The sequence below is a fragment of the Streptomyces sp. NPDC006335 genome (genome assembly GCF_040612795.1).
GTDB lineage: Bacteria > Actinomycetota > Actinomycetes > Streptomycetales > Streptomycetaceae > Streptomyces.
The window spans coordinates 144,764-169,570 of sequence record NZ_JBEXQX010000017.1 but is presented as its reverse complement, the minus strand read 5'-3'; the positions used below and the strand labels follow the sequence as shown (position 1 = coordinate 169,570).

The window sequence follows — 24,807 nt, the reverse complement described above, 5'->3', positions numbered from 1 at the left end:
CGATTCAATAGCAACTTGGGGCGCCCACATGCATGAAGCCATCCCGCAGCGCGGCGGAGTATCCCGTCGCGCGGTCCTGGCCGCCGGACTGACCGCAGGCGCCGTCGCGGCGCTCGGAGTGGCGGTCCCGGCCACGGCCTCGGGGACCACCGCCCACTGGTTCGCGGCGCCCGTGAAGTCCGTGCGGCCCAGGTTCCGCTGGTGGTGGCCGGACGGGCTGGTGGACCCGGACGAGATCGCCCGCGAGATCGACCAGATCGCGGACGCGGGATTCGGCGGTGTGGAGATCGCCGCCGTCCACCACAGCATCAAGGACAAGTCGGTCCTGGACACCGCCCACCACGGCTGGGGGAGCAGACCCTGGCGTGACGGGGTCGAGGCCGCGCTGCGCCGCGCCGCGAGACGGGGGCTCACCGTCGACATCACCCTCGGCCCGAGCTGGCCCGTCGCCGTCCCCGGCCTCACGCCCGACGACGAGGCCGCCGCCAAGGAACTCGCCCACGGTCGCGTGGCGTTGACCGGTGGAAGCACCTACCAGGGCCCCGTCCCGCCGCCCGTCCACGCCCCGGCCGCGGGCGTGACCCGCCGGCAGCTCCTCGCCGTACAGGCGGCCCGGGTCGAGCCCGCCAACTCCACCCGCAAGGAGACCGGCCTCGACCCCGCGAGCGTCCGGGACCTCACCGCCACCGTCACCGACGGGACGCTGACCTGGACCGCGCCGGAGGGCGGCGACTGGGTGCTCATCTCCTACTGGGTGCGCGGTTCCGGCCAGCAGCCAGAGTCGGGCCCCCACTCCGTCCCGGCCGCCTACGCCGTCGACCACTTCAGCCCCGCGGGCACCGGCGCGGTCACCTCCTACTGGCACGACCACCTGCTGACCCCGTCCCTGCGGCGCCTGCTGAGGGCCGCGGGCGGCTCCTTCTTCGAGGACTCCGTGGAGCTGGAGACCGACGGCCTGACCTGGACACCCCTGCTGCCCGAGGCCTTCGAGAAGCACACCGGACGGCCCCTGCTGCCGTACCTGCCCGCGCTCGTCCTGGACAAGAGCAACCAAGTCTTCGCCTTCGAGGCCCAGGTGACCCGGCAGATCCGGCACGACTTCTGGGAGACCGTCTCCGGCCTGTTCAACCGCAACCACCTGGAGGCCCTGCGGGACTGGGCGCACACCCTCGGCATGACCCTGCGCTCGCAGCCCTACGGTCTCCAGACGGACGCCATCGCCTCGGCCGCGCTCCTCGACATCCCCGAGGGCGAGTCGCTCGGCTTCAAGAACCTGGACGACTACCGCTGTCTGGCCGGCGGCCGGGACATGGCCGGGCGGACCGTCCTGTCCTGCGAGGCGGGCGCCTACAACGGCTCCGCGTACAGCACGACCTGGGACCGCTTCCTGCGCACCATGGGCGGCGCCTACGCGGCCGGCGTCAACCAGACCGTCGTGCACGGCTTCTCCTACGCCACCGCCCCCGGGGTCGCCTGGCCCGGGTTCGCGGCCTTCAGCCCGTACAACGGCACCGCCGGCTACGGCGAGTCGTGGGGCCCGCGCCAGCCCACCTGGCGGCACGTCGGGGACATCTCCGGATACCTGGGCCGCGTCCACCAGGTGCTCCAGAGCGGTACCGCGCGAGCGGACGTCGCCGTCTTCCGGCAGACCGGCTACACCGCCACCGGCATCGGCGCCTCCTGGTTCACGGCGACCGGCGTCCCGCTCGGCTGGACCCACCAGTTCCTCAGCGGCCCCCTCCTCGACCTGCCCTCCGCCACCGTCACCGGCGGCAGGCTGGCGCCCCACGGCCCCGCCTACAAGGCGCTGTTCGTCGAAGGCGACTTCTTCTACGGCTCCACCCCCACGCTGGCCGTCGAGGACGCCCGCAAGATCCTCGCCCTCGCCGAGGCGGGGCTCCCCGTCGTCCTGCTCGGCGCCTTCGACCAGGCGCTCACCCCCGGCGTCCCGGACCAGGGCGAGACCGACCGGCTGCGCGACCTCCTCGCCCGGCTGCTCGCCCTGCCCCACGTCGTCCGGGTCACCGACAAGGCCGCGGTCGGCGACGCCCTCGCCGCGCTGGGCGTGCGCGCCGACGTACGGCACGCGACCGCGTCCACGCTGCTCAACGCCCATCGGGTCACCCCGGACGCGGACTTCTACTACCTGTGCAACGGCAAGCACGCCGAGACGGTCAAGCCGCCCGTCGCCGCGATCGACCACGACGTCACGCTGCGCCGCACCCACGGCGACCGCACGGTGCCGTACCTGCTCGATCCCTGGACGGGCGAGGCGACCCGGCTCGCGCGCTACACCGAGGACGGTGACGACTTCACCCTGCGGGTCACGCTCCAGCCGGGGCAGACGATGATCGTCGCCCTCGGACGGCCGGGCCTGTTCGGCGACCGGCACGGCGGCAGCCCCCACGCCGAGACGACCGACGCCGACGCCGTGCTGTTCACCGAGCGCGGGCTGACCGTGCGCGCCCGCACGGCCGGCACCTGGACCACACGCCTGACCCGGGGCCGCACCGTCACCACCAGGACCCCGGCCGTGCCCGCGCCGATCACCCCGGACCGCTGGGAGCTGGACGTCGAGGACTGGTACCCCGGCACGGACGCCACCCGGACCGAACGCGTCCGGCGCAGCCTCACGCTCGACGCGCTCAGGCCCTGGTCGCAGATCCCCGAGCTGGCCGACTCGGCGGGCGTCGGGCGCTACCGCACCACGGTCACCCTGCCGGCCGGCTGGACGCCCTCCCACGGCGCCGAGCTGGAACTGGGGCAGGTCAGCGACACGTTCCGGGTGAGCGTCAACGGGCGACGGCTGCCCGCGGCCGACCGGATGCGTCCCGTCGTCGACCTCGGGCCCTGGCTGAGGCGCGGTGACAACACCATCGAGATCGAGGTGGCGACCCCGCTCATCAACCGGCTCCGGGTGGTACAGCCCACGGTGTTCGGCGGGGTCGCACGCCAGGACCACGGTCTGGTGGGGCCGGTCCGGGTGGTGCCGTACGTGGAGGTGCCGGTTCGCTGAAGGCGCCGCGGGCGTACCTGGGGTCGCCGGGTGCGCCCGCACGCACGGGTGGAGGCCGGCGGTCGGACTCCGTCAGGAGGCACGTCGGCAGTACAGGAACAGATGCGGCTCGACGGCGCCCTCGGGGTGGTCCGGGGTGAACTCCACGCTCTGCTCGGACTCCACCGTCAGACCCGCGTCGCGCACCACGGCCACGACGTCCTCGGCGGCGAAGCTGGTGGCCCGGACGGGCTGGCCCATGAACTCGATCGCCAGGTCCTCCACATCGGCCGGCACGGTGGCGAGCACCAGGGAGCCGCCCGGCCGCAGGGCCCGCGCCAGCCGCCCCAGCACCTCGGACTGCTCGGCGCGGGTCATCTGGAGCAACGAGAAGTACACGCAGACCGCGTCGAACGAGCCCTGCTCCAGCGGCAGTTCACGGATGTCGGCGTGGCGGAATGCGGCCTGGGGCACCTGCCGCGCGGCCAGGTCGACCATGACGGGGGAGACGTCCACCCCCAGCACCTCGTGGCCCGCGGCGGCCAGTGTCGAGGCGGTGGGCCGACCGGTCCCGCTCCCTACGTCCAGGATCCGGCTGCCGGGCGCGAGCTGCCCGAGCAGCCACTCCAGTGACGCCAGATGCGCCTCGGAGTGGGCGAACGCCTTCTCGTACGTCGCCCCCAGCGCGTCGAACACCGCCGCTGCCCGCTGTCCCCTGTCGGCCACTTGGCTCCCCCTCACGGTTGTCGGCATCGTAGCCCGGCCGTGCCCGGACGCGGCCCGGCTTGCGGGCGAAAGCCGAGGCAGGGCAGGGTTCGACCGTGGCCACCCTCCTGATCGTGCATCACACGCCCTCGCCCAACTGCCAGGCGATGTTCGAAGCCGTCGTCTCCGGCGCCACGGCACCGGACATCGAGGACGTCCGTGTCGTACGCCGTGCGGCCCTGTCCGCCACCGCCTCGGACGTGCTGGCGGCGGACGGGTACCTGCTCGGCACCCCGGCCAACCTCGGCTACATGTCCGGCGCCCTCAAGCACTTCTTCGACCAGGTCTACTATCCGTGCCTCGACGAGACCCGCGGTCGCCCGTTCGGTGTCTACGTGCACGGAGGCAACGACGTCACCGGTGCCCTGCGCGGCATCGAGTCGATCACGACGGGTCTCGGCTGGCGGCGCGCGGCCGAACCGGTGACCGTCACCGGCGAACCGGGCAAGGCCGACATCGAGGCGTGCTGGGAGCTGGGGGCGACGGTCGCGGCCGGGCTGATGTCCTAGACGCTCTCCGTGGTGCCGCCGGGGGTGATGAGGCCGCTCTCGTAGGCCAGGACGACCGCCTGGACGCGGTCGCGCAGCTCCAGCTTCGACAGGATCCGGCCGATGTGGGTCTTCACCGTCGTCGGACTGAGAAACAGGCGCTCCGCGAGCTCGGCGTTGCTGAGGCCGGTCGCCAGCAGCCTGAGCACCTCCAGCTCACGCGGGGTCAGTCCGGACAGGTCCCGGTGCGGGCCGGTCGAGGGCACCGCCTCCTCCCGCTGGGCGAAACGCTCGATCAGGCGGCGGGTGATCGTCGGCGCCAGCAGGGCGTCCCCCGACCGCGCCAGCCGTACGGAGGCCACCAGATGCTCGGGCGTGACGTCCTTGAGGAGGAATCCGCTGGCCCCGGCGGTGAGCGCGGCGTAGACGTAGTGGTCGAGGTCGTACGTGGTCAGGATGATCACGCGGATCTCGCCCGCGGTGTCCTCGGCGAGGATCCGCCGGGTGGCCTCGATGCCGTCCATGCCCGGCATGCGGATGTCCATGAGGACGACGTCGGGGCGGGTCCGCCGGACCGCGGCGACCGCCTCGGCCCCGTCCGCCGCCTCCGCGGTCACCTCGATGCCGTCCGCGGTCAGGATCATCCCGAACCCGGTCCGTACGAGGGCCTGGTCGTCGGCGATGACGGCCCGCAGTCTGTCGCCGTTCATGCCGTTCATGCCGTTCGTGCCCGTCGAGCCGTTCATGCCGTCCGCCACGGAACCTCCGCCCTGATGCGGAAGCCGCCGGCGAGGGTCGGGCCCGCCGTCAGCTCGCCGCCGTAGACCGCGAGGCGTTCGCGCAGGCCGATCAGCCCGCGGCCGTTCCCGTCGGCGGGCGCCCCGTCGCGGACTGCGCCGGTGTCCCTGACCTCGATCTCCAGCCGGTCCCCCGACCAGCCGACGGTGACGACGGCCTCGGCGCCGGGCGCGTGCTTGATGGTGTTGGTCAGCGCCTCCTGGACCACCCGGTACGCCGTGAGGTCCACTCCGGGCGGCAGCGGTTCCGGGGGCAGCGAGACGGCGACGCCGACCGGTGTCCCGGCGGCCCGTACCCGGTCGACCAGGGCGTCCAGCTGCCCGAGTCCCGGCTGCGGTTCGAGACCGTCGGCGGGGGAGTCCGGGCGGCCGGTGTCCGGCGCGGCCAACAGGCCCATCACGTGCCGGAGTTCGGCCATCGCGGCCCGGCCCCCGGCCTCGACCGCGAGCAGTGCCGCCTTGGACCGCTCGGGTGCCGCGTCCATGACCTTGCGGGCGGCGCCCGCCTGGATGACCATCACGCTCACATTGTGGGTCACGACGTCGTGCAACTCCGCGGCGATCCGGGCCCGTTCCTCCTCCACGGCCCTGCGCGTCGCCTCTTCATGCGTCCGCTCCAGCGCCGCGAACCGGTCCCGGCTCGCCGCGAGCCGGCGCCGCCCGAGGCGGACCGCACTGGCCAGCACCCCGGCCACCAGCAGCACCACCCCGGGACTCGACCAGCCGGGCAGTACCGGTTGCGTCGACCGGAAGGCCACCCCGGCGAGGACGGCGGCCACGACCAGCCCGGCCATCGCCCCCACCCGATGACGACTGTGCATGACCGCGGTGTACGTGCCGATGACACAGGTCAGCACATTGATCCAGGAGGCGTCGTCGCCGATGGCCAGCCCCGCGCACAGCACCACCGCGAACACGGTCAGCGGAAACCGCCGCCGCGCCGCCAGCGGCAGCGCCGACAGAACCACCAAGACCCAGGCAGGTGAGGAGACCGGCTCCTCGATCCGCGCGCCCGGGAGCACGGGAGGCCGGGGCGGGGCCGGCACGCCGTACTCGGTCTTCGGCACCTGTACCGGTCCGTCGCCGGGGTAGCGCGACGCCACCACCAGCGCCACCACCGTCAGCAGCACGGCCAGCAGCACGTCGAACCACACCGACCGCCGTGACAGCGGGGCGCCCTTCGCCTCCGGGCGCAGCGCGAAGCGCACCTGCCGACCCCAACCCCGCAGGTACTCCGTCTCCATGCGCCCATTGTCACGGTCCCCGGGCCCGCGGCGCGTCCGTCTGCACGACCAACGCCCCCTCCGCCGGGCGTACTTCGCAGGGATGACCCCGCCCGCGAGTCCTCCGCGCGGAGGGCGGCATCTCGGTGCCCCGGCCGACGCGCCCGAGGCCCGTCCTTCCCTACCTTCGCCAGGCCGGACAAGGACACCACTCGACGACCGACAGGACGGGCATCTTCCATGACCGCAGTGATCGAACTGAAGGGCGTGGCCAAGCGCTACGACACCGCCGGCGCACCCGCGCTCGGACCGCTCGACCTCTCCGTCGCCCAGGGCGAGGCGCTCGCCGTGACCGGTCCCTCCGGCAGCGGCAAGTCCACGCTGCTGAACCTCGTCGCGGGCCTCGACAAGCCGACCGAGGGCACCGTGACCGTCGCCGGGCAGCGGGTCGACCGGCTCGGCGAGCACGCCCTGGCCCGGTTCCGCCGGGAACGGATCGGCATGGTCTTCCAGTTCTTCAACCTCCTCGACGACCTCACCGTGGTGGACAACATCCAGCTCCCCGCCCAGCTCACCGGAACCTCCCGGCGCAGGACGCAGGCACGGGCCCACGAGCTCATGGCGGTCCTGGGCATCGAGAAGCACGCCCGCGCCTACCCCGGCCGGCTCTCCGGCGGGGAGCGCCAACGGGTCGCCGTGGCAAGGGCGTTGGTGAACCGGCCCGCCCTGCTGCTCGCCGACGAACCCACCGGCGCCCTCGACAGCGCCTCCGGCCAGGACGTCCGGGAACTCCTCGTCGACCTGCACCGCGGCGGCCAGACCGTCGTGCTCGTCACCCACGACCCGGCCCTGGCCGAGGCCTGCGCGAGCCGCACCATCCACCTGGTCGACGGTCATGTCGCCCTCGACTCCCGTACGGAGGCCGTGCGATGACCGGCCCGCTCGTCCGCGTCGTACGCTCCGGGGTGAGCCGGCGCCGGGTGCAGACCGTCGTCATCGCCATCGCCACGATGATGGCCGTGGCGGCGGCCGTGGTCGCCGGTTCCCTCATGGTCGTCTCGAACGCGCCCTTCGACCACGCCTTCGCCGAGCAGAACGGCGCCCACATCACCGCCGAGTTCGACCCGGCCAAGGCCGGCGCCGAACAACTCGGAGCCACCGGAAGACTGGACGGAGTCACGGCGAGCGCGGGACCGTATCCCACCACGATCCTGCGGGCGACCGACTCCGCCGGCCGGCAGCCCCCGGCCATGACCCTGGTCGGACGCACCGGCCCGCGGGCCGCCGTGGACGACCTGGACCTCACGGCCGGCCGGTGGGCGCGGAAACCGGGCGAGATCGTGCTGAGCTCCGGCTACCAGGGGCCCGCCTTCAAGGTGGGCGACACCCTGACGGCCTCCGGCACGACGCTCACGGTCGTCGGCTTCGCCACCTCGGCCAGCCGGACGGCCGACGGGTGGGCGACTCCCGCACAGGTCAAGGCACTCGCCGCGAAGGACGCCCCGGTCAACAGCCAGATGCTCTACCGCTTCGACTCGGCCGGCTCGAAGGACGAGATCGCCGCGGACCGCAAGAAGCTCCTGGCCGCGGTCCCGTCCGGTGCGCTCCTCGGCACCCAGTCCTACCTCGACACCAAGCGTGCCGCCGACCAGGGAGCCGCCCCGACCATCCCGTTCCTCGTCGCCTTCGGGGTCCTCGGCATCGTCATGTCGGTGATCATCGTCGGCAGCGTCATCAGCGGCGCGGTCGGCACCGGCCTGCGCAGGATCGGCATCCTCAAGGCCATCGGCTTCACCCCGCGCGAAGTGGTCCGCGCCTATGTGGCCCAGGCGCTCGTCCCGGCGAGTGTGGGCATCGCGCTCGGAGCCGTCCTCGGCAACCTGCTGGCCGTACCGCTCCTCGACGACACCGAGCAGGCGTACGGCACCGCCTCCCTGTCCGTCGCCTGGTGGGTGGACGTCGTGGTTCCGGCCGGCGCGCTGATTGTCGTCGGGCTCGCGGCCCTGGTCCCCGCACTGCGGGCCGGCCGGCTGCGCACGGTCGAGGCCATCGCCGTCGGCAGGGCCCCGCGCACCGGACGGGGGCAGTGGGCGCATCGCGCGGCAGGTCGGCTGCCGCTGCCCCGAGCGGTCACCTACGGCCTCGCCAGTCCCTTCGCGCATCCGGTCCGTACCCTCGCGATGCTGCTGGCCGTGGCCTTCGGCACGATCGCGGCGACCTTCGCCGTCGGGCTCACCTCCTCCCTGAACGAGGTCAGCGCGGTGCAGGACCCCGAGGACCGTGCCGCGGTCACCGTCTTCACCGGCGGTGCGACCGTCGCGGGCGGCGAGCACGTCCCGGCGCCGGGCACCCCGGAGCCCCAGCCGGCCGACCCGGCGAAGGTGAGCGCCGCCATCGAGGCGCAGCCGGGCACCGACTCCTACTACGGGCTGGGCCAGCAGGACGCCACCGTGGCCGGAATCTCCGGAACCGTCCGGGCCACCCTCTACCAGGGCGACTCCACGCGCGGCGGCTACGCCATGATCTCCGGGCACTGGCTCACCGGCGCGGGCCAGGTCGTCGTGCCCGGCCGGTTCCTGGACACCACCGGCACCGAGGTCGGCGACACCGTGCGCGTGACCGTCGGAAAGAAGACGGCCATCCTGAGGATCGTCGGGGAGGCCTTCGACACCTCGGGCGACGACCTGGAGATCCAGGCGAGCCTCGCGGACTTCCCCGCGACCGGGCCACAGCTCTTCCTCGTCGACGTCAAACCGGGCGTCACCGCGGCCGCGTACGCCGAGAAGCTCGCCGCACAGGTCGAGCCCCTCGGCGCCGACGCCCGGGCCAACTCCCCTTCCGAGCGCGACAACCTCGTGCTCATCCTGAACACGATGGCCGTGCTCCTCACCCTGATGCTCGTCTGCGTCGCGGGCCTCGGTGTCCTGAACTCCGTCGTCCTGGACACCCGGGAGCGCGTCCACGACCTGGGTGTGTGCAAGGCGCTCGGCATGTCACCCCGGCAGACCGTGAGCCTCGTCCTCGCCTCGGTGACCGGCATCGGAGTGCTCGGCGGTCTCGTCGGCGTCCCCGCCGGTTACGCGCTGCACGGCTTCGTGCTCCCGGTGATGGGACACGCGGCGGGCACCGAACTGCCCAGGTCCGTCCTCGACGTGTACGACACCCCGCAACTGCTCCTGCTGGGCCTGGCCGGTCTCGTCATCGCCCTGCTGGGCGCGCTGGTCCCGGCCGGCTGGGCGGCCAGGACCCGGACGGCGACGGCTCTGCGCACGGAGTAGCCGTCACCCCTCCCGGCGCAGGCTCAGCACCAGATCGCGGGGCAGGCCGTGGGTGTCGTGGAGGTAGTCGTAGTCCTCCTCGCTCAGCGGCCCCCGGTAGCGCGGCCCGGACAGCAGCCGCCGGCCGCGTTCCAGCAGCCGGTCGAACCGGCGCTCCTCCTCCAGCAGCACGTCACGGACGAGATCCGTCCCGCAGGTCTGCCGGAAGTGGTCCAGCGTGTGCTGGACGAGTTCGACCGGCAGGTCGGAGAGGGTGCGGGACGGGTCGTCGCGCCTCAGGGTGGTGAGCAGTCGGCGGACCACGCGGCGCAGGACGTAGCCGCGGCCGGTGTTGGAGGGCCGTACCCCGTCGCCGGTTACGACGATCCCGGAGCGCAGGTGGTCGCAGACCAGCCGCAGCGACGGTTCGTCGAGCCGCCACAGGGGCCGCAGCAGTCGCGTCCAGGGGTCGAACAGGTCGGTCCCGTAGACCGAGTCGCGGCCCTGAAGGAAGGTGACCAGGCGTTCCAGCCCCATGCCGGTGTCGATGCCGGGGCGCTCCAGGGGCTGGAGCGAGCCGTCGTCGAGGCGCCGGTAGCGCATGACGACGTGGTTCCAGATCTCCACCCAGCGCGGGTCGGTGGTGGGGGTCCCGCGAGGCGGGGTGCTGCCGGTCCACACGAAGATCTCCGAGTCGGGGCCGCACGGGCCGACCGGGCCGTTGGACCACCAGTTGTCCTCCCCGGTGAGCTCCACGGGGACCTGCAACTCCTCCCAGGTGCGCAGGGATTCGAGGTCGGGACCCACCTGCTCGTCACCGCCGAAGACCGTGACGTGGAGGCTGTCCCGGGAGATGCCGAAGCCGTCACGGAGCAGCTCGTACCCCCAGCGAAGGCTCTGCGAGTGGCCGTAGTCGCCGAGCGACCACGAGCCGAGCATCTCGAACACCGTCAGGTGCGTGGAGTCGCCGACCTCGTCGAGATCGGTCGTGCGCAGACAGCGCTGCACGTTGACGAGACGGCGCCCCCGCGGATGCGGGCGGCCCTCCAGATACGGGGTGAGCGGATGCATGCCCGAGGTGGTGAACAGCACCGGGTCCCCGGGCGGGGGCAGCAGCGTGCTGCCCGTGATCAGGTGGTGTCCGCGCTCGCGGTAGAAGTCGGTGAAGACGCGCAGGGTACGGTCGGTGTCCATGGTGTGGTCCTTCGGTCTCGTGGGACCGGAAACGACCATGGGAACGGACGGCGACCAGGGGCCCCGCACCGGCGGTCCGTTTCCGGCCGCCGGGGGGGAGAGGGGGGGAGGTCAGGCGTCGGCAGCCGGCGAGTCGGTCGCTCGCGCGGCGGCGGTGCGGGTACGGCTGATGATCTCCATGCGGTCAACGGTACGCACGCTCTCCCGGACCGTCACTCGGTTTTCCCGGAGAGCGTACCGCCGTAGCCCTTGCACCGTTGTTCCTGCCGTATCAGGGACCGGCCGCCGTGCGCCGAGCGTGCCTCGGTCAGCGCGATGCGCAGCGCCGGGCGGAGCTCCGGCGGCAGGCTGCCCAGCTCGGGCCAGCGCACGACGTGCCGGGCGACGTCCCGCAGCTTGGTGTTGGTGCGCTGGGACACGGTCCTTAGGACCTCCCACCCCTGCTCGGGGCGCAGACCGCTCAGCGCGAGGACGACACCGATCGCCTGATCCACGACGGCGTGCGAGACAAGGGCCTGCCGGAGCTGGGCGACCTCCTCCTGGAGTTCTTCGATCTTCTCGACCAGCTCGTCGCGTTCCGTCATGCACAGCCCTGTCGCTCTCTCCCCCTGGTGCCCGGCGACTCCAGCGGTCGCCGCCCGTCCAGCCTGCCCACCGCGGACCACCGTCGACGAGTCACCGGACGCACACCTTGTGACCAGGCAGGACAGAAAACGCAACGGCCTCCGGCAGCAAAACGGCATTCGCGGGTATGTGCGAATACGGAGCCGAGCCGAGAAGAGCGGGAGGAACTGCCGGCGATGGAGACGCTGACATTCGACAGCGAGGACCTGGACCGTACCGAGGAGTTCCTCAGCCACGCCTACGCGCGGATGCGGATCGGCAACGGTACCCCGGACAGCAGTCGTGCGCGGATCCACCGCAGTGCCATCGACGCGGTCAGCGTCGACGAACTCGACCTCGACTTCGAGATGAGCTACGCCGTCACCCCGCTGGGCCGGATCTGCCTGTGCGTCGTCCACGAGGGCACCATCGAGGACCATGTCTACCAGGGCGTCTCGGACTCCTTCGGCCCCGGCGACGTGGTCTCCCTCGCCCCACCGGAACTGCCGTACGCGGGCCGGGTCCGCTCGGCCCGCTACAACATCACCATGCTGGATCCGGAGCTGCTCACCCAGGTCGCGGCCACCGCCGACCCGCGGCGCACGGAGCCGGTCCGGCTGACCGGGCACCGGCCGCACACGCCCGCCGCCGGCGACCGGCTGCGGGCGACCCTGCGCTATGTGCAGGACCACGTGCTGTCGGATCCCGCGGTCGCCGACCAACCGCTCGTCGCCTCCACCGCGGTCCAGCACCTGGCCGCGACCGTCCTGGCCACGTTCCCCAACACGGCGTCCACCGACCCCACCGGCTCCGAACGGCAGGACGCCCACCCCACCGCCCTGCGCCGCGCCCTCGCCTACATCGACGACCACGCCGACCGGCCCCTGACCGTCGTCCAGATCGCGGAGGCGGCCCACATCAGCGTCCGCGCGCTCCAGTACGCCTTCCGCCGGCACCTGGACAGCACCCCGCTCGCCTACCTCCGTCAGGTCCGCCTGGCCCACGCCCACGCCGAGCTGGCGGCCGCCGACCCCGAGGACGGGAGCACGGTCACGGACATCGCCGCCCGCTGGGGCTTCCACCACCCCGGCCGGTTCGCCACCCTGTACCGGCACTCCTACGAGCGCACGCCCCGCCGGACCCTGCACGAGGGCTGACGTCCGCTCTGCGGCTGGTGACAAAGGGCCCACCAGGCCCTGCGTTCTTGTGAGCAACTCCCCGGGGCGCGGCCCGCGCCGCCCTACGGTCCCAGCATGAACACGAGTCGCAGCAGAGGAAGCAGGTGGCGCACCGCAGCGCTGGCGGTGCTGCTGACCACCGGGGCGTTCACCGTGTCGTCGCCGACCGCCCAGGGAGACAGCGCGAGAACCGAGACGGCCGTGGGCACGAGCGCCGGCGTCACCGAGACCCTGGTGCGCGTGAGGGCCCCGCTGCCGGCGTCCTTCGGCGCCCGGCCCGCGGCGTGCGACTGGCTGTCGTACCTGCGCTACCGGTCCGCCGACGGCCCCGCGTCGTCCGCCGACGCCGACCGGGTCCTGATCGCCCAACCCGGCATCCTGGAGGGCGCCGGAGCCTTCGACAGCGTCGCCCGCAACACCGTGGCACGCGCCGCCGAGCAGGGTCGGCACATCGAGTTCTGGGCCCTGGACCGGCGCTCCAACTGCCTGGAGGACCGCACCGGCATCGCCTCCGGCGACCAGCACACCGCCGTCGACTACTACTACCGCGGCAAACAGGTCCAGGGCCGCACCTTCGCCGGGTTCGTCGGCAACGACAAGCTCGGCTGGATGGCGAAGCTCGGCATCGAGCAGACCGTCCGCGACCAGTACGACCTGCTCACCGCCGAGCTGCCCGACCGCGGCGTCCGCAAGAACAAGGTCCTGTGCGGCGGCCACTCGCTCGGCGGTGTCATCACCGGCTACTTCGCCACCGCCGACTTCGACGGCGACCGAGCCACCACCGCCGACGCCGGACACAACCAGTGCGCCGGCTACTTCGCCCTCGACACCACCGTCTCCACCTCCCTCGGCGACCTGAGCGGCAGCATCCCGGACGACACCAACCTGCCCGACGTGGGCCTCGGTTACGGCGTCGTACAGGCCGGACTCGACAGCGGACTGTTCCCGCGCTCGCTGTCCGCGCCCGTCCTGCTCAACCCCGAGACCATGACCCTGCTCGCCATCGCGGGTGTGGGCGCCCTGCAGGATCCGGGCGGCGAGGCCGACCTGCCGGCCTATCTGCCCGCCAACACCAACATCGAGGCCACCAACCGCTTCCTGTTCTCCAAGGACACCGCCACCTTCCTCACCGGCTCACCCGCGGTGAAGGACTTCCGGCTCACCAACCAGGCGGTGCTGGGCTCGCTGATGGACGACCAGTCCGTACCGCTCGCCTTCCTGCAGAGCAGTGTGGGCTTCTTCGACGGCGGCCCCGTCACCGACAAGAACTTCCCCGCCGCCAACGGGAGTTCGTCACAGCCCGGCCTCTTCGGCACCGAGTACAAGGCCATCCCGGCCGTGCCCCACGGTCCGCTCTACACCTGGCGCAACTACGACCGTGTCGGCGATCCGGACGACCCCGGGTACCGGTCGTCGGACGGCACGCCGTTCACCGCGGCCGGCAAGGAGGTCACCGACATCCAGGAGTTGGCGCGCAGCATGGCCGCACAGCCGCTGGACTTCACCGAGCAGTACTTCCCCACCAAACTCGTCACCGACCTCGAACTGTCCACCTCCCCGCAGGTGAAGAAGCTCGTCGTGCACCCGGGCGGCCTGACCGCCAACCCGACGCTCACCGTCCTCGCGGGCGACGGGCTGCTCGCCGGCCGTGTCCCCGCCGACCTGCACCCCGTGGTCGCCGACGGCTACCAGCACCTCGACGTGCTGACGGCGGCGCCGGTACAGAACAACGGCCGGCCCGAGCCGGTCTCCACCGCCCTCACGCAGTTCGCCCGTACACCTCGATAGTCCCCGCAAGGAGGAAGGGCCCGGGAGGAGTTCCTCCCGGGCCCTTCGGTGTGCGGTCGATCCGCTCAGACCTTGCCCGCGGCGAAGGTCGCCGCCGCGTCGGCGTTCGCCGTGTAGCCGAGGTGGGCCAGCGTGTCGTTCCCGCCCGCCTCGCAGACCGGGTCGCCCTTGGCGCAGAAGTCGATGGTGCGGCTCTGGTAGGTGCCGGTGACGCTCTTGCCGATCGCCCGGATCGGGTTGCCGAACAGCAGCACCGCGGCCACCCGTGACTCCAGCGCGGCGGGAATGGTCGCCACGATGGGACTGCCGACCACCGCGCCCGCGCTGCTGATGCCGATGGAGTTGTCGACGACGTTCGCGCCCTGCGAATAGCCGACCAGAATGAACCGCTGGTTCGGGCAGGCGGCCGCCTGCCGGTTCACGTGGTTCACCAGGTCCGAGTTGCCCTGCGCGGCCGAGGTGAGGGAGAGGTCCGCGGGGTAGTTCACCTTGTAGCTCGTCAGACTCCGGCCGGTGATTTTCCGCTGCAGGGCGGAGTACACCGGGTCGCCGACGATGAGGCCGAGCGAGCCCGGCTCGAACGTGCCGCGAGCGGCGACGACGTCGATGTCCGAGCAGGCCGCAGCGGCTGCCGGTGTTGCCGTGACGGTGGCCGCACAGGCCCCGCCGACCAGCGAGAGCGCGGCCAGGCACAAGCGAATACGCATGGGGGGATCCTTTGAGGGTGGGGCGTGTGAAACGCCTGTGGAAAGGATGTCCCGAACTTATTCGCTTGACCAAGGCAGGTGTTATGGACGGGAATTCAGGAATTCCTCGCTCTTTTGTGCGGTGGTGAGTGCCAGAATGAGATCCAGACGGGAAGCGGGATCGTGAAGGGCGTCGCCGAAGACTTTCTCGAGCTGACGCAGCCGATAACGCACCGTCTGCGGGTGGACATGGAGACGGGCGGCGACGTCCGGCACGTTGCTGCCACTGAGCAGCCACGCCAGCAGCGTCTCGGCGAGCCGCTCCCGCTGCCCCTCCGACACCGTGTCGAGCGGTGCGAGGGCCCGGCCCCGGAGCTGGTCGAGCATCGGTTCGTCGCTGTGCAGCAGGAGAGTCGACAGGTGGTCCGCGCACCGCACCACGCCCTGCCGGGGGAGGATCCCGCGCCCCATCAGCCCCAGCGCCCGGGTGGCCCAGCGCAGTGACTGGGCGGCCTCGGCGAGCGGCACCGTCGGCCCGATCGCGGCCGGCCGTCCGCGCAGCGCGAGGCTGAACGCCCGCCCGCCGAAACGTGCGGAGCCGTCCGGGTCGGGGATGAGCATCCGGGGCGGCCGCGACTCCATGTCCACCAGCGCTCCCGCGGCGGCCAGCGGCCAGTCCTCGTCCCGCTGGTCCGGGGTGGCCGCGAGCGCGACGACCGCGACCTGCCTGGGCACCGACCAGCGGGCCCCGTGCGCCAGGTCCTGCACCGCCGCCGGGGCGACCGGCCCCTCGCCGAGCAGCAGGTCCAGCAGGCGTCTGCGCCGCCGTTCCAGTTCGTCGGCGTTGTGCGAGCGGGCCTCCGCGTACCCGGCCGCGGCCGCCTCGGCGACCTCGTGAACGGTACGGAAGGCGAGCTCGCCCAGAGCCGACATCACCGCCGAGTCGAGGCCGAGCTCCTCCGCCGTACGCCCCATCCGCCGCCAGGCGTGCAGTCCTCCGATCCGCAGCGCGGACTGCAACGCGTCGAGGCTGCGCCCCTCCAGGGCCTCGCCGCGGCCGAGCTCGTAGTACGTCGCCGCGATCTCGTCGCCACGCCTGCGCGGGTCGGCGATGTGGTCGACGAACAGGGTCAGCGCCTGCACCACACCGGCCCGGAGATGCTCGTGGTAGGTGCCGTCGGCCGGGCGCGCGTACTCGGGCACCTGCCGGCGGACCTCCTCCTCCACCTCGTCGGCGACCTCAGGCAGGTCGGCACGCAGGAGTTCGGCCAGGTCCGGCGGCATGGTGGCGGCTCCGAGGTCCTCCGGAAGACCGTGGGGGGTGGGGGTGGCCAAGGGGGATCCTCCTTTCACCCGGAAGCGGCTCACCCGCGGGCCGATGCCCGCGGGACGAGGGGTAAGTCCTGAGTTGGACGAACGGCCCCTGCGTTGCGTTCCGTGCCCCGACGGTACCGACTTCACTCCGGCACCCCCAGCCCCCGGGCGAGCATCGGCCAGGAGGCGGTGAACTCCTGCTTCCAGTAGGCCCAGCTGTGCCCTCCTCCGGCGTAGAAGTGCGTGGTGACCGGGATGCGCAGCCGCGCGAGGGTGTCGGTGAAGCTGTGCGCGGAGGGCCACAGGGCGCTCTCCAGGGCCTCGGGCAGCCAGTCGCCCGTGCCTCCCGCCAGCCCGCTGCCGCTGGAGACGTACAGGGCGGTGCCGCGCAGCCCCACCGCGCGGTCCCGCGGGTTGAAGTCGCGCCAGGTGAGCAGGTTCAGGAAGGGATTGCCCCACAGTGAGGTGGGCGCCAGGTTCTCGCGGGCCACGATGGCGTCCACGAGCGGGGGCACACCGGGCGCCATGGTGTCGAGGATCCCGCTGTAGGAGGCCGCGGCGGTGAACGTGCCCGGGTGGCGTGCCGCGTGCGCCATGGCGCCGTAGCCGCCGGTGGACACCCCCGCGACGACCCGTACCCCTGAGGCCCGGTAGTCCCGGGCGAGCAGGGCCGGAACCTCCTTGAGCTGGAAGGTCTCGTAGTCGGGGCCGCCGCGCCAGGCGGTGGGAATGCCCGTGGGCCCCGCGTCGGGCATCGCCACGATCAGGTTCCGGCCCTCGGTGAAGGCCTCGATGTCCGTCTCCCGGGTCCAGGACGTGTAGTCGTCGTGGGCGCCGTGCAGCAGGTACAGCACCGGGTAGGTGCGGGTGGGCTGGGTGTCGAAGCCCGACGGCAGGATCAGCCGCACCGGGGCGCTGCGGCCGAGCGCGGCGGACGACACGGACACGTCCTTGACGCGTGACCCCAGCGCGGAGGCGGTCCGGGCGCCGAACAGGACGGCCAGACCGGCGCCGGCCGCGGCCTTGGTGACGGTACGTCGGGACACTCCGGTGGTGCGTCGGTGCATGGCGGCTCTCCTCGGTTCACGTTCAGCGGGTCCCTTCGGCGAGCTCGCGCCCCAGGTGGGCGGCGATCTCGTCGACGTGCGGCGGGTCGAGCAGCGACAGGTGGTGTCCCGCGACCGGTACGACGGTCAGGCGCGGGCACACCTCGTCCCAGCCCAGCGTCCGGTCGTCGCGCTCGTAGGCGGGGTCGCGCACGGTGTGCGGCGCCGGCTCGGTGGCCCGGTACAGGACCACCCGCCCGTCGTAGCGGCCCGGCCCGTGGGCCTCGCCGATCCTCAGGTCCAGGTAGGAGGAGCGCTGGTGCTCCAGGACGGCGGGCGGCACGTCGGCGGACGCGCGCAGGATCCCCAACACGGTGTCGATGCGCTCGGCGTCGTCGTCCATCGCGACGAGGTCGTCGTACGGCAGCTCCAGCGGGACCCCGTAGGCGTCGCGGACGTGGCGGGCGAAGCCCTCGAAGTGGGCGCGGAGCCGGTCGGCCGGTGTGCGGTCCGGCTGGGGGAGCGGCCGTACGGAGTCCATGAGGACCACGAGCTCCACGTCCCGTCCCGCGGCGGTGAGCTGCCGCGCGGTCTCCTGGGCGACGAAGCCGCCGAAGGACCAACCGCCCAGCAGACACGGCCCGTCGGGGTGGACGGCGGAGACGGCCTCGGCGTAGCGGCGCGCCTTCTCGGTCACCGTGGGTGCGTCTTCGAGGCGTTCGAGACCGTACACGGGCCGCTCGTCGCCCAGGCGTTCGGCAAGCGTCCGGTAGACGTCGGTCGTTCCGCCGGCGGCGTGCACGAGGAAGAGCGGGGGACGGCTGCCGGTGACGCGCAGCGGGCGCACCGGGCCGGTCCGCAGCCGGTCGGCCACCTCCTGGACCGTGGTGGCGCCGAGCAGGTCGCGCAGCGGCAGCTCGACGGCGAACTCGCGCTCCAGCGCGGTGCGGACGCGGACCGCCATCAGCGAGTCTAGCCCGAGGTCGGCCAGCGCGGTGGCGGGGGTGACCCGGCCGGCGGGGTGGCCGGTGACGGTGGCGATGTGATGGCACAGGCGGGCCGCGACGGAGGTGTCCTGCTCGGCGTGCACCTCCTCGGCTCGCGCCTTCGTGGACGCGGGGGTCCGGGCCGGTGCCGCTGACCGGCCGTCCGTCCACCAGTGCCGTACGTGCTTCCAACGTGGCGCGGGCAGGTCGACGACCCGCCCCGGCGGCAGCGGCAGCCGCCCGCCCGCGCCGTACAGGGCGCCCACCTGGGTGAGGAAGTCGCCGCACCCGTCGGCGTCCCGCCGCAGCGTGCCGATCGCGAGGGCGCCGGGAGCGTTCTCGACGACGGCCCGGCCCAGGACCGGGTGCGGGGATATCTCGACGAAGGCGGTGTGACCGTCGGCGGCGGCCGCGGCGACGGCCCGGTCGAGGCGTACGGGCCGCCGCAGGTTCGCGGCCCAGTGGGCGGCGTCGAAGACACAGTCGCCGCGCGGGTCGTCCAGGACGGTGGAGTAGACGGGCACCTGGGGCGCTCGGCCGCCGACGTCGGCCAGGGACTCGGTCAACTCGGCCAGCAGCGGCTCCACCTGGGGTGAGTGACCGGCGCCGACGACCCGCATGGACCGGGCGGTCCGCCCCTGTTCCCCCAACCACCGCACGAGCCGCGCCACCGCGGGTTCCTCGCCCGTGACGACCTTCTGTCCGGGCGAGGAGTGGACGGCGACATGCACACCGGGGAAGTCCCGGGCCAGGGCGTCGAGTTCACCGTCGTCGAGGTCGACGACGGCCATGGCCCCGCCCCGCAGTCGGCTGAGCAGCCGGGCCCTTACGGCCACGATCCGGGCGCCCTCCGCCACGTCCAGGGCGCCCGCGCACACCGCGGCGGCCACCTCGCCCATCGAGTGGCCGATGACGGCGGCGGGTTCGACGCCGTAGGAACGCCACAACTCGGCCAGCGCCACCTGGAGTCCGAAGAGCACGGGCTGGGCCACTTCCAGCCGGTCGAGGTCGCTCCCGGAGACGAGACGGTCGTACAGGGACAGCCCGCACTCCGCGTCGAGCTTCTCCACGGCGGCGGCGAAGGCGGGCTCCTCGGCCAGCAGCCGGCGTCCCATCCCGGCCCACTGGCTGCCGTACCCGGAGAAGACCCACACCGGGCCGGGGCCCACGAGATCGCGTTCGCCGGTGACGACCCGGCCGTGCGGGAGGCCCCGCGCCAACGCGTCCAGGCCGTCGGCGAGTTCGTCCCGGTCCCGGGCGACGACCGCCGCGCGCACGCCCCCGCGGCCCGCCCGTCCGGCCAGTGTGCGGGCCACGTCGGCGGGGTGCGCGGCCGCCGTCCGCAGCCAGTCGGCGAGCCGGGCCGCGGTGTCCCGCAGCCGCTCCTCGTCCACGTCGGACAGGAGATGGAGCCGGGCGCCGGGTTCCTCGGCGGGGCGCGGGGGCAGGACGCCGGGCCGCCATTCCTCCAGTACGGCATGGGCGTTGGTGCCGCCGAACCCGAACCCGGAGACGCCCGCGGTGGCCGTACCGGCGTAACGCGGCCAGGGCTCCTCCTCGGTGACCACGCGCAGCCGTTCGTCGTCCAGGGCGCTGCCCCCGGAGCAGTGCAGGGACGGTGGGATGACGTCGTGGTGCAGGGCCAGCACGGTCTTCACCAGCCCGGCGATGCCCGCGGCGGACTCCAGGTGCCCCAGGTTCGACTTCACGGAGCCGAGCAGCAGCGGCTGGTCGGGGTCGCGGCCCGCGCCGAGCACAGTGCCGAGCGCGCCCGCCTCGATCGGGTCGCCGAGCGGGGTGCCGGTGCCGTGCGCCTCGACGTAGTCGACGTGGGCGGGGGTGAGCCCGGCCCGCGCGTACGCGGTGGCCAACAGGGCTTGCTGGGCTGCCGGGTTGGGGGCGAGGAGACCGTTGGAGCGGCCGTCGGAGTTGACGGCCGTGGCGCGGATGACGGCGAGCACGCGGTCGCCGTCCCGCTCGGCGTCGGACAGCCGCTTGAGGAGCACGGCCGCGCAACCCTCACCGCGCCCGATGCCGTCGGCGTCCGGCGAGAACGGCTTGCACCGCCCGTCCGGCGCGAGAGCGCCCGCCCGCCGGAACGCCATGCTCACGGTGGGGGACAGCAGCAGGTTGACGCCGGCGGCGATCGCCGTGTCGCTCTCGCCGGTGCGCAGGCTCACGCAGGCGTGGTGCACCGCGACCAGCGAGGAGGAGCAGGCGGTGTCCACGGCCATGCTCGGCCCACGGGTGTCCAGCACGTACGCCAGCCGTCCCGCGGTCACGCTCAGCGCGCCGCCCGCCGGCGCCCACGGGTCGACGGCCGCCGGGTCGGCGCCGGTGAGCGAGCCGTACTCGGGGGCGGAGACCCCGACGAAGACACCGGTGGCGGTGCCCGCGAGGGAGGCGGCAGGGACGGCGGCGTGCGCCAGGGCCTCATGGACGACCTCCAGCAGGATCCGCTGCTGCGGATCCATCACGGCGGCCTCGCGCGGGGTGATCCGGAAGAAGTCCGCGTCGAACCCGGCGATGTCGTCGAGATAACCGCCGTACCGGGGCGCGTCCTCGGGCGGGAAGGGGGTGAAGTCGCGCCAGCGGTCCTCGGGAACCCGCCTGATCGCGTCGACGCCGTCGGTCAGCAGCCGCCAGTAGTCCGCCGGGCCGTGCACCCCGCCGGGGAGCCGGCAGCCGAGGCCGATGACGGCGACGGGCTCCGCGGCGGAAGCCGCCGTGGCGGGCGCCGATGCCGTGATCTGCGACGGCGTACGGCACAGGTGCGCGACCAGGGCCTCCCCGGTGGGCGCCTCCCACAGCAGGGTCGGCGGCAGCTCCCGTCCCGTCAGCCGGGCGAGGTCCCCGGCCAGCACGACCGCGTCCCGCGAGGACATGCCGAGGTCGGCCAGCGGCCGGTCCATCGGAACGTCCGCGGCGGCCGTGCCGGTCCACGCGGCGACGCGCTCCGCGACCAGCCGGCGCACCGCGCTCGCGTCCACCGCCCTCATGCGGCGCCGCCCGCCGCGTAGGCACCCGCCAGGTACCGCTCACGCGTCAGCGCCCGCGACACCTTGCCGCTCGACGTCCGGGGCACCGTGCCCGGCGGGACGAGCAGCACGTCGGCCAGGCGCACCCCGTGCCGCCCGGACACGGCCGCGCGCACGTCCCGTACCAGAGCCGGCACGTCGATCTCGGCGAGGCTCGTGGTCCGCGCGTGCTCGGCCACCACGACCACCCGCTCACCCGAGGTGCCCGCCACCCCGAACGCGGCGAGCCGGTCGCGCCGTACCGCCGGGTGCGCCTCCTGGACGGTGGCCTCCAGGTCCTGCGGATAGTGGTTGCGGCCGTCGATGACGATGAGGTCCTTCAGCCGGCCGGTGACGATCAACTGCCCTTCCAGGACCGTCCCCAGGTCACCGGTGCGCAGCCGCCCGTCCGGGCCGAAGACGCGCCGGGTCTGCTCGTCCCGGTTCCAGTAGCCGCGGCCCACGTTGGGGCCCCGCACCTGGATCTCCCCGACCTCGCCCTCGGACAGGTGGGCGCCGGAGACCGGGTCGACGATACGGACCTCCTGCCCCACCGGGGTTCCGCAGCCCGCCAGCAGCACGGCCCTGGGATCGTCGGGGCGCGCGGGCAGCGCCTTGCCCTCGGCGAGCGCGTCGCGGTCCAGGGCGAACCGGCGCACCGGCTCCCCGGGCCGGGCGGCGCTGACGAAGACGGTCGCCTCGGCGAGCCCGTACGACGGGCAGTGGGTCTCCGCGACGAGCCCCTGACCGGCGAAGGCGGCCTGGAACCTGTCGGCCGTGATGGGACGCACCGGTTCGCTGCCGTTGATCAGCGCGACGACCCCGTCCAGCCGCAGATCCGCCTTCTGGTCCTCGGTCACCGTCGAGGCGCAGTAGTCGTAGGCGAAGTTGGGCGCCGCGCTCAGCGCCCGCGGATGGGCGGACAACAACCGCAGCCAGCGCGCGGGTTCGTGCAGGAAGGCGGCCGGGTCCATGAGCACCGACAGCAGGCCGCGCACGACCGGGGCGGCGACACTGAGGACGAGCCCCATGTCGTGGTAGAGCGGCAGCCAGCCCACACAGGTCACTTGATGGACGTCGGCGCCGTAGGCACCCAGCGCCTGCCGGGCGTTGGCGACGACGTTGGCGTGCCCGATCTCCACACCCGTCGGGGTGCGCGTCGACCCGGAGGTGTACTGGAGGTAGGCGATCTCCCCCTCGGGGAGCGGCAGTTCCCTCGCGGCGGCGTCGGGCACCTGGTCCACGGCGAGGACCCGCGCGTCCGTGTCCCCGCACAAGTCGCGCACCTCGTCGGTCACCTGGCGTGCCGTCAGTACGACCGCCGGTCGCGCGTCGGCCAGAACGGCCGCCAGCCGGTCGCCGTGCCCGGGCAGACCGGGCGGATACATCGGCACGGCGACCATTCCGGCCGCGAGCGCCCCCAGGAACCCGGTGACGTACTCCAGCCCCTGCGGGCACAGCACCGCGACCCGTGCCCCGGGCTCGGCCTCCTCGATGAGCCGGGCGGCCACCGCCCGTACCCGCACGTCCAGCCGGCGCCAGGTCAGGGTGCGGTGCACACCGCGTGAGTGCGGGGCGGGATGGTCGACGAACGTGAACGCCCGGCGGTCCGGGGTGGCCCCGGCCCAGTGGCGTACGTACTCCGGCAGACTCCGGAACGCGGGGGCGAGCGGGGGACGGCGGATGTCCATCGGGCAGGTCTCCTCGCGAGGCAGGTCAGAGCGGGATGTTGCCGTGCCGGCGTTCCGGCATCGGGGCGCGCTTGCCGCGCAGAGCGCGCAGGGCACGGCAGATGTGGGCACGGGTTTCGCGCGGGGCGATGACGGCGTCGACGTAGCCGCGCTCGGCGGCGAGATAGGGCGTCCCGTGGGTGGTCTCGTAGTCATCCACGAGTCGGGCCCGCAACGCCTCGGGGTCGTCCGAGGCGGCGAGTTCACGCCGGTGCAGGACACCCACCGCGCCCTCGGCTCCCATCACCGCGATCCGCGCGGTGGGCCAGGCGAGGTTGATGTCGGCGCCCAGGTGCTTGGAGCCCATCACCGCGTACCCGCCGCCGTACGCCTTGCGCACCACGACCGTCACCTTCGGCACGGTTGCCTCGGCGTACGCGTACAGCAGTTTGGCGCCGCGCCGGATGATCCCGGCCTGCTCCTGCCGGACCCCGGACAGATAACCGGGGACGTCGGCGAAGGTCAGCAGCGGGATGCCGAACGCGTCGCAGAACCGTACGAACCGCGCCGCCTTCTCGGAGGCGTCGATGTCCAGCACCCCGGCAGCGTGCAGCGGCTGGTTGGCGACCACGCCGACGGACATGCCCTCGACGAGGGCCAGCGCGCAGATGATGTTCGGCGCGAACAGCTCCTGGATCTCCAGGAGTTCACCGTCGTCGACGACCGCCCGCAGGATGTCCCGCATGTCGTAGGCCTGGCCGAGCCGGTCCGGCACGATCTCGTCGAGCGGCACGTCGTCCGGGGGCGGCAGAGGGGCGTACTGCGGCGGCCGCTCCAGGTTGTTGACCGGCAGGTACGACAACAGCTCCCGTACGGTGTCCAGGGCCTCGGTCTCGTCGGCGGCGAGGAAGTGGGCGTTGCCGTTGAGGGAGTTGCTGGTGCGGGCGCCGCCCAGCTCCTCGGCGCTGGTGCGCTCCCCGGTGACCGCCTCGATGACGTCGGGCCCGGTGACGAACATGTGCGAGGCGCCGTCCACCATCACCGTGAAGTCGGTGATGGCGGGGGAGTAGGCGGCCCCGCCGGCGCACGGGCCGAGGACGACGGAGATCTGCGGGATCACCCCGGACGCCTGGACGTTGCGGCGCACCAGCTCGGCGTAGAGGGCGAGGGAGACGACGCCCTCCTGGATGCGGGCGCCGCCGCCGTCGTTGAGCCCGATGACCGGGCAGCCGGTTCTCAGGGCGAGGTCCATGAGGGCCACGGTCTTCTCACCGAAGGCCTCGCCCATGCTGCCGCCGAAGACCGTGGAGTCCTGGGAGAAGACGCAGACGGGACGGCCGTCGACCGTGCCGTACCCGGTGATCACCCCGTCCCCGTAAGGACGGTCGGCGTCGCCACCGGCCGGCCGGGCTCGCACGAACAGACCGGTCTCGGTGAACGAGCCGGAGTCCAGCAGCAGGTCGATCCGCTCCCGGGCGCCGAACTTGCCGCGTCTTCTCGGCCTGTTCCCGGCCACGGCCTGCGCTCGGCGGGCTTCGAGCGCGAGCACGCGGTCGGCGGTGCGGTCGGGCAGACGTGTCGTCGTCACCTCTAGTGTCACAGCCACCTCCGAAGTGGCCTTCGAATATGGCAGCGCCTCCGGCGCACGCCGAGCCCTACGCCGTTCTGTTTGCGCGAGGTGAGTCCCGGAAGACCGGCCTTAGTCCGTCGGTGACAAGGAGCTGTGCGCGAGGGGAGGATCCTCTGGGCGCTGCATTTGAGACAACCTGGCCTCAGGGAAGGTGCAGACCTATTCCGGAG

Annotated in this window: 17 protein-coding genes; 6 read left to right on the top strand and 11 right to left on the bottom strand. The window is 73.1% G+C overall.

Annotated features, from left to right (window positions below; translation table 11 throughout):
- Positions 1-28: 28 nt before the first annotated feature.
- A complete protein-coding gene (locus ABZ098_RS35430; protein WP_356597841.1) occupies positions 29-3,016 on the top strand; it encodes a glycosyl hydrolase in 2,988 nt (995 codons plus the stop codon).
- Positions 3,017-3,088: 72 nt separating this feature from the next.
- Here the strand turns inward: ABZ098_RS35430 and ABZ098_RS35425 are convergent, their stop codons facing one another.
- Complete coding sequence (locus tag ABZ098_RS35425) at positions 3,089-3,748, bottom strand: class I SAM-dependent methyltransferase (protein ID WP_356597840.1); 660 nt, start codon at positions 3,746-3,748, stop codon at positions 3,089-3,091.
- A gap of 68 nt (positions 3,749-3,816) precedes the next feature.
- Here ABZ098_RS35425 and ABZ098_RS35420 point away from each other — a divergent pair, with 68 nt between their 5' ends.
- On the top strand, positions 3,817-4,269 hold the full coding sequence (locus ABZ098_RS35420) for an NAD(P)H-dependent oxidoreductase (protein WP_356597839.1): 453 nt from the start codon (positions 3,817-3,819) through the stop codon (positions 4,267-4,269).
- Here ABZ098_RS35420 and ABZ098_RS35415 read toward each other — a convergent pair.
- Entirely contained in the window at positions 4,266-4,958 is a 693-nt protein-coding gene (locus ABZ098_RS35415) for a response regulator transcription factor (RefSeq protein WP_356597865.1), read from the bottom strand. The genes ABZ098_RS35420 and ABZ098_RS35415 overlap by 4 nt on opposite strands.
- A gap of 32 nt (positions 4,959-4,990) precedes the next feature.
- Positions 4,991-6,289 (bottom strand): histidine kinase, encoded by a 1,299-nt coding sequence (locus ABZ098_RS35410; protein WP_356597838.1) that lies wholly within the window; start codon positions 6,287-6,289, stop codon positions 4,991-4,993.
- Between the two features lie 219 nt (positions 6,290-6,508).
- On the opposite strand from ABZ098_RS35410, the gene ABZ098_RS35405 reads away from it, so the two are divergent.
- Entirely contained in the window at positions 6,509-7,201 is a 693-nt protein-coding gene (locus ABZ098_RS35405; protein ID WP_356597837.1) for an ABC transporter ATP-binding protein, read from the top strand.
- Positions 7,198-9,546: an FtsX-like permease family protein gene (locus tag ABZ098_RS35400; RefSeq protein ID WP_356597836.1), complete on the top strand. Its 2,349-nt coding sequence runs from the start codon at positions 7,198-7,200 to the stop codon at positions 9,544-9,546. Before ABZ098_RS35405 ends, ABZ098_RS35400 begins: the two co-directional genes overlap by 4 nt.
- 3 nt (positions 9,547-9,549) lie before the next feature.
- Here the strand turns inward: ABZ098_RS35400 and ABZ098_RS35395 are convergent, their stop codons facing one another.
- Entirely contained in the window at positions 9,550-10,719 is a 1,170-nt protein-coding gene (locus tag ABZ098_RS35395) for an alanine--tRNA ligase-related protein (RefSeq protein WP_356597835.1), read from the bottom strand.
- Between the two features lie 212 nt (positions 10,720-10,931).
- The gene (locus ABZ098_RS35390; protein ID WP_356597834.1) at positions 10,932-11,303 is read right to left on the bottom strand and encodes an ANTAR domain-containing protein; all 372 of its coding nucleotides are present in this window, start codon (positions 11,301-11,303) and stop codon (positions 10,932-10,934) included.
- A gap of 216 nt (positions 11,304-11,519) precedes the next feature.
- On the opposite strand from ABZ098_RS35390, the gene ABZ098_RS35385 reads away from it, so the two are divergent.
- On the top strand, positions 11,520-12,479 hold the full coding sequence (locus tag ABZ098_RS35385; protein WP_356597833.1) for an AraC family transcriptional regulator: 960 nt from the start codon (positions 11,520-11,522) through the stop codon (positions 12,477-12,479).
- 96 nt (positions 12,480-12,575) lie between these two features.
- Entirely contained in the window at positions 12,576-14,288 is a 1,713-nt protein-coding gene (locus ABZ098_RS35380) for a hypothetical protein (protein ID WP_356597832.1), read from the top strand.
- 65 nt (positions 14,289-14,353) lie between these two features.
- On the opposite strand, the gene ABZ098_RS35375 is transcribed toward ABZ098_RS35380, so the two are convergent.
- From ABZ098_RS35375 to ABZ098_RS35350, 6 genes are all read right to left on the bottom strand, one after another.
- Positions 14,354-14,995: a cutinase family protein gene (locus ABZ098_RS35375; RefSeq protein ID WP_356597831.1), complete on the bottom strand. Its 642-nt coding sequence runs from the start codon at positions 14,993-14,995 to the stop codon at positions 14,354-14,356.
- An 81-nt stretch (positions 14,996-15,076) separates the two neighbouring features.
- Positions 15,077-16,309, bottom strand: coding sequence for a helix-turn-helix domain-containing protein (locus tag ABZ098_RS35370; protein ID WP_356597830.1), 1,233 nt, complete (start codon positions 16,307-16,309; stop codon positions 15,077-15,079).
- A 122-nt stretch (positions 16,310-16,431) separates the two neighbouring features.
- Positions 16,432-17,355: an alpha/beta hydrolase family protein gene (locus ABZ098_RS35365; RefSeq protein WP_356597829.1), complete on the bottom strand. Its 924-nt coding sequence runs from the start codon at positions 17,353-17,355 to the stop codon at positions 16,432-16,434.
- A gap of 22 nt (positions 17,356-17,377) precedes the next feature.
- Positions 17,378-21,319: a beta-ketoacyl synthase N-terminal-like domain-containing protein gene (locus tag ABZ098_RS35360; RefSeq protein WP_356597828.1), complete on the bottom strand. Its 3,942-nt coding sequence runs from the start codon at positions 21,317-21,319 to the stop codon at positions 17,378-17,380.
- Positions 21,316-23,028: a fatty acyl-AMP ligase gene (locus ABZ098_RS35355; protein WP_356597827.1), complete on the bottom strand. Its 1,713-nt coding sequence runs from the start codon at positions 23,026-23,028 to the stop codon at positions 21,316-21,318. The genes ABZ098_RS35360 and ABZ098_RS35355 overlap by 4 nt, the downstream gene beginning before the upstream one ends.
- Positions 23,029-23,053: 25 nt before the next feature.
- Positions 23,054-24,595 carry an acyl-CoA carboxylase subunit beta gene (locus ABZ098_RS35350; RefSeq protein ID WP_356597826.1) on the bottom strand — a complete coding sequence of 514 codons (1,542 nt, stop codon included), beginning with the start codon at positions 24,593-24,595 and terminating at the stop codon, positions 23,054-23,056.
- Positions 24,596-24,807 lie beyond the last annotated feature (212 nt).

Excerpts from the sequence above, each read along its gene's own strand:
- ABZ098_RS35415 (WP_356597865.1), bottom strand. The coding sequence starts at position 4,958 with ATGAACGGCGACAGACTGCGGGCCGTCATCGCCGACGACCAGGCCCTC.
- ABZ098_RS35375 (WP_356597831.1), bottom strand. The coding sequence starts at position 14,995 with ATGCGTATTCGCTTGTGCCTGGCCGCGCTCTCGCTGGTCGGCGGGGCC.
- ABZ098_RS35390 (WP_356597834.1), bottom strand. The coding sequence starts at position 11,303 with ATGACGGAACGCGACGAGCTGGTCGAGAAGATCGAAGAACTCCAGGAG.
- ABZ098_RS35400 (WP_356597836.1), top strand. The coding sequence starts at position 7,198 with ATGACCGGCCCGCTCGTCCGCGTCGTACGCTCCGGGGTGAGCCGGCGC.
- ABZ098_RS35365 (WP_356597829.1), bottom strand. The coding sequence starts at position 17,355 with ATGCACCGACGCACCACCGGAGTGTCCCGACGTACCGTCACCAAGGCC.
- ABZ098_RS35430 (WP_356597841.1), top strand. The coding sequence starts at position 29 with ATGCATGAAGCCATCCCGCAGCGCGGCGGAGTATCCCGTCGCGCGGTC.
- ABZ098_RS35355 (WP_356597827.1), bottom strand. The coding sequence starts at position 23,028 with ATGGACATCCGCCGTCCCCCGCTCGCCCCCGCGTTCCGGAGTCTGCCG.
- ABZ098_RS35405 (WP_356597837.1), top strand. The coding sequence starts at position 6,509 with ATGACCGCAGTGATCGAACTGAAGGGCGTGGCCAAGCGCTACGACACC.
- ABZ098_RS35410 (WP_356597838.1), bottom strand. The coding sequence starts at position 6,289 with ATGGAGACGGAGTACCTGCGGGGTTGGGGTCGGCAGGTGCGCTTCGCG.
- ABZ098_RS35395 (WP_356597835.1), bottom strand. The coding sequence starts at position 10,719 with ATGGACACCGACCGTACCCTGCGCGTCTTCACCGACTTCTACCGCGAG.
- ABZ098_RS35425 (WP_356597840.1), bottom strand. The coding sequence starts at position 3,748 with ATGCCGACAACCGTGAGGGGGAGCCAAGTGGCCGACAGGGGACAGCGG.
- ABZ098_RS35360 (WP_356597828.1), bottom strand. The coding sequence starts at position 21,319 with ATGAGGGCGGTGGACGCGAGCGCGGTGCGCCGGCTGGTCGCGGAGCGC.
- ABZ098_RS35385 (WP_356597833.1), top strand. The coding sequence starts at position 11,520 with ATGGAGACGCTGACATTCGACAGCGAGGACCTGGACCGTACCGAGGAG.
- ABZ098_RS35380 (WP_356597832.1), top strand. The coding sequence starts at position 12,576 with ATGAACACGAGTCGCAGCAGAGGAAGCAGGTGGCGCACCGCAGCGCTG.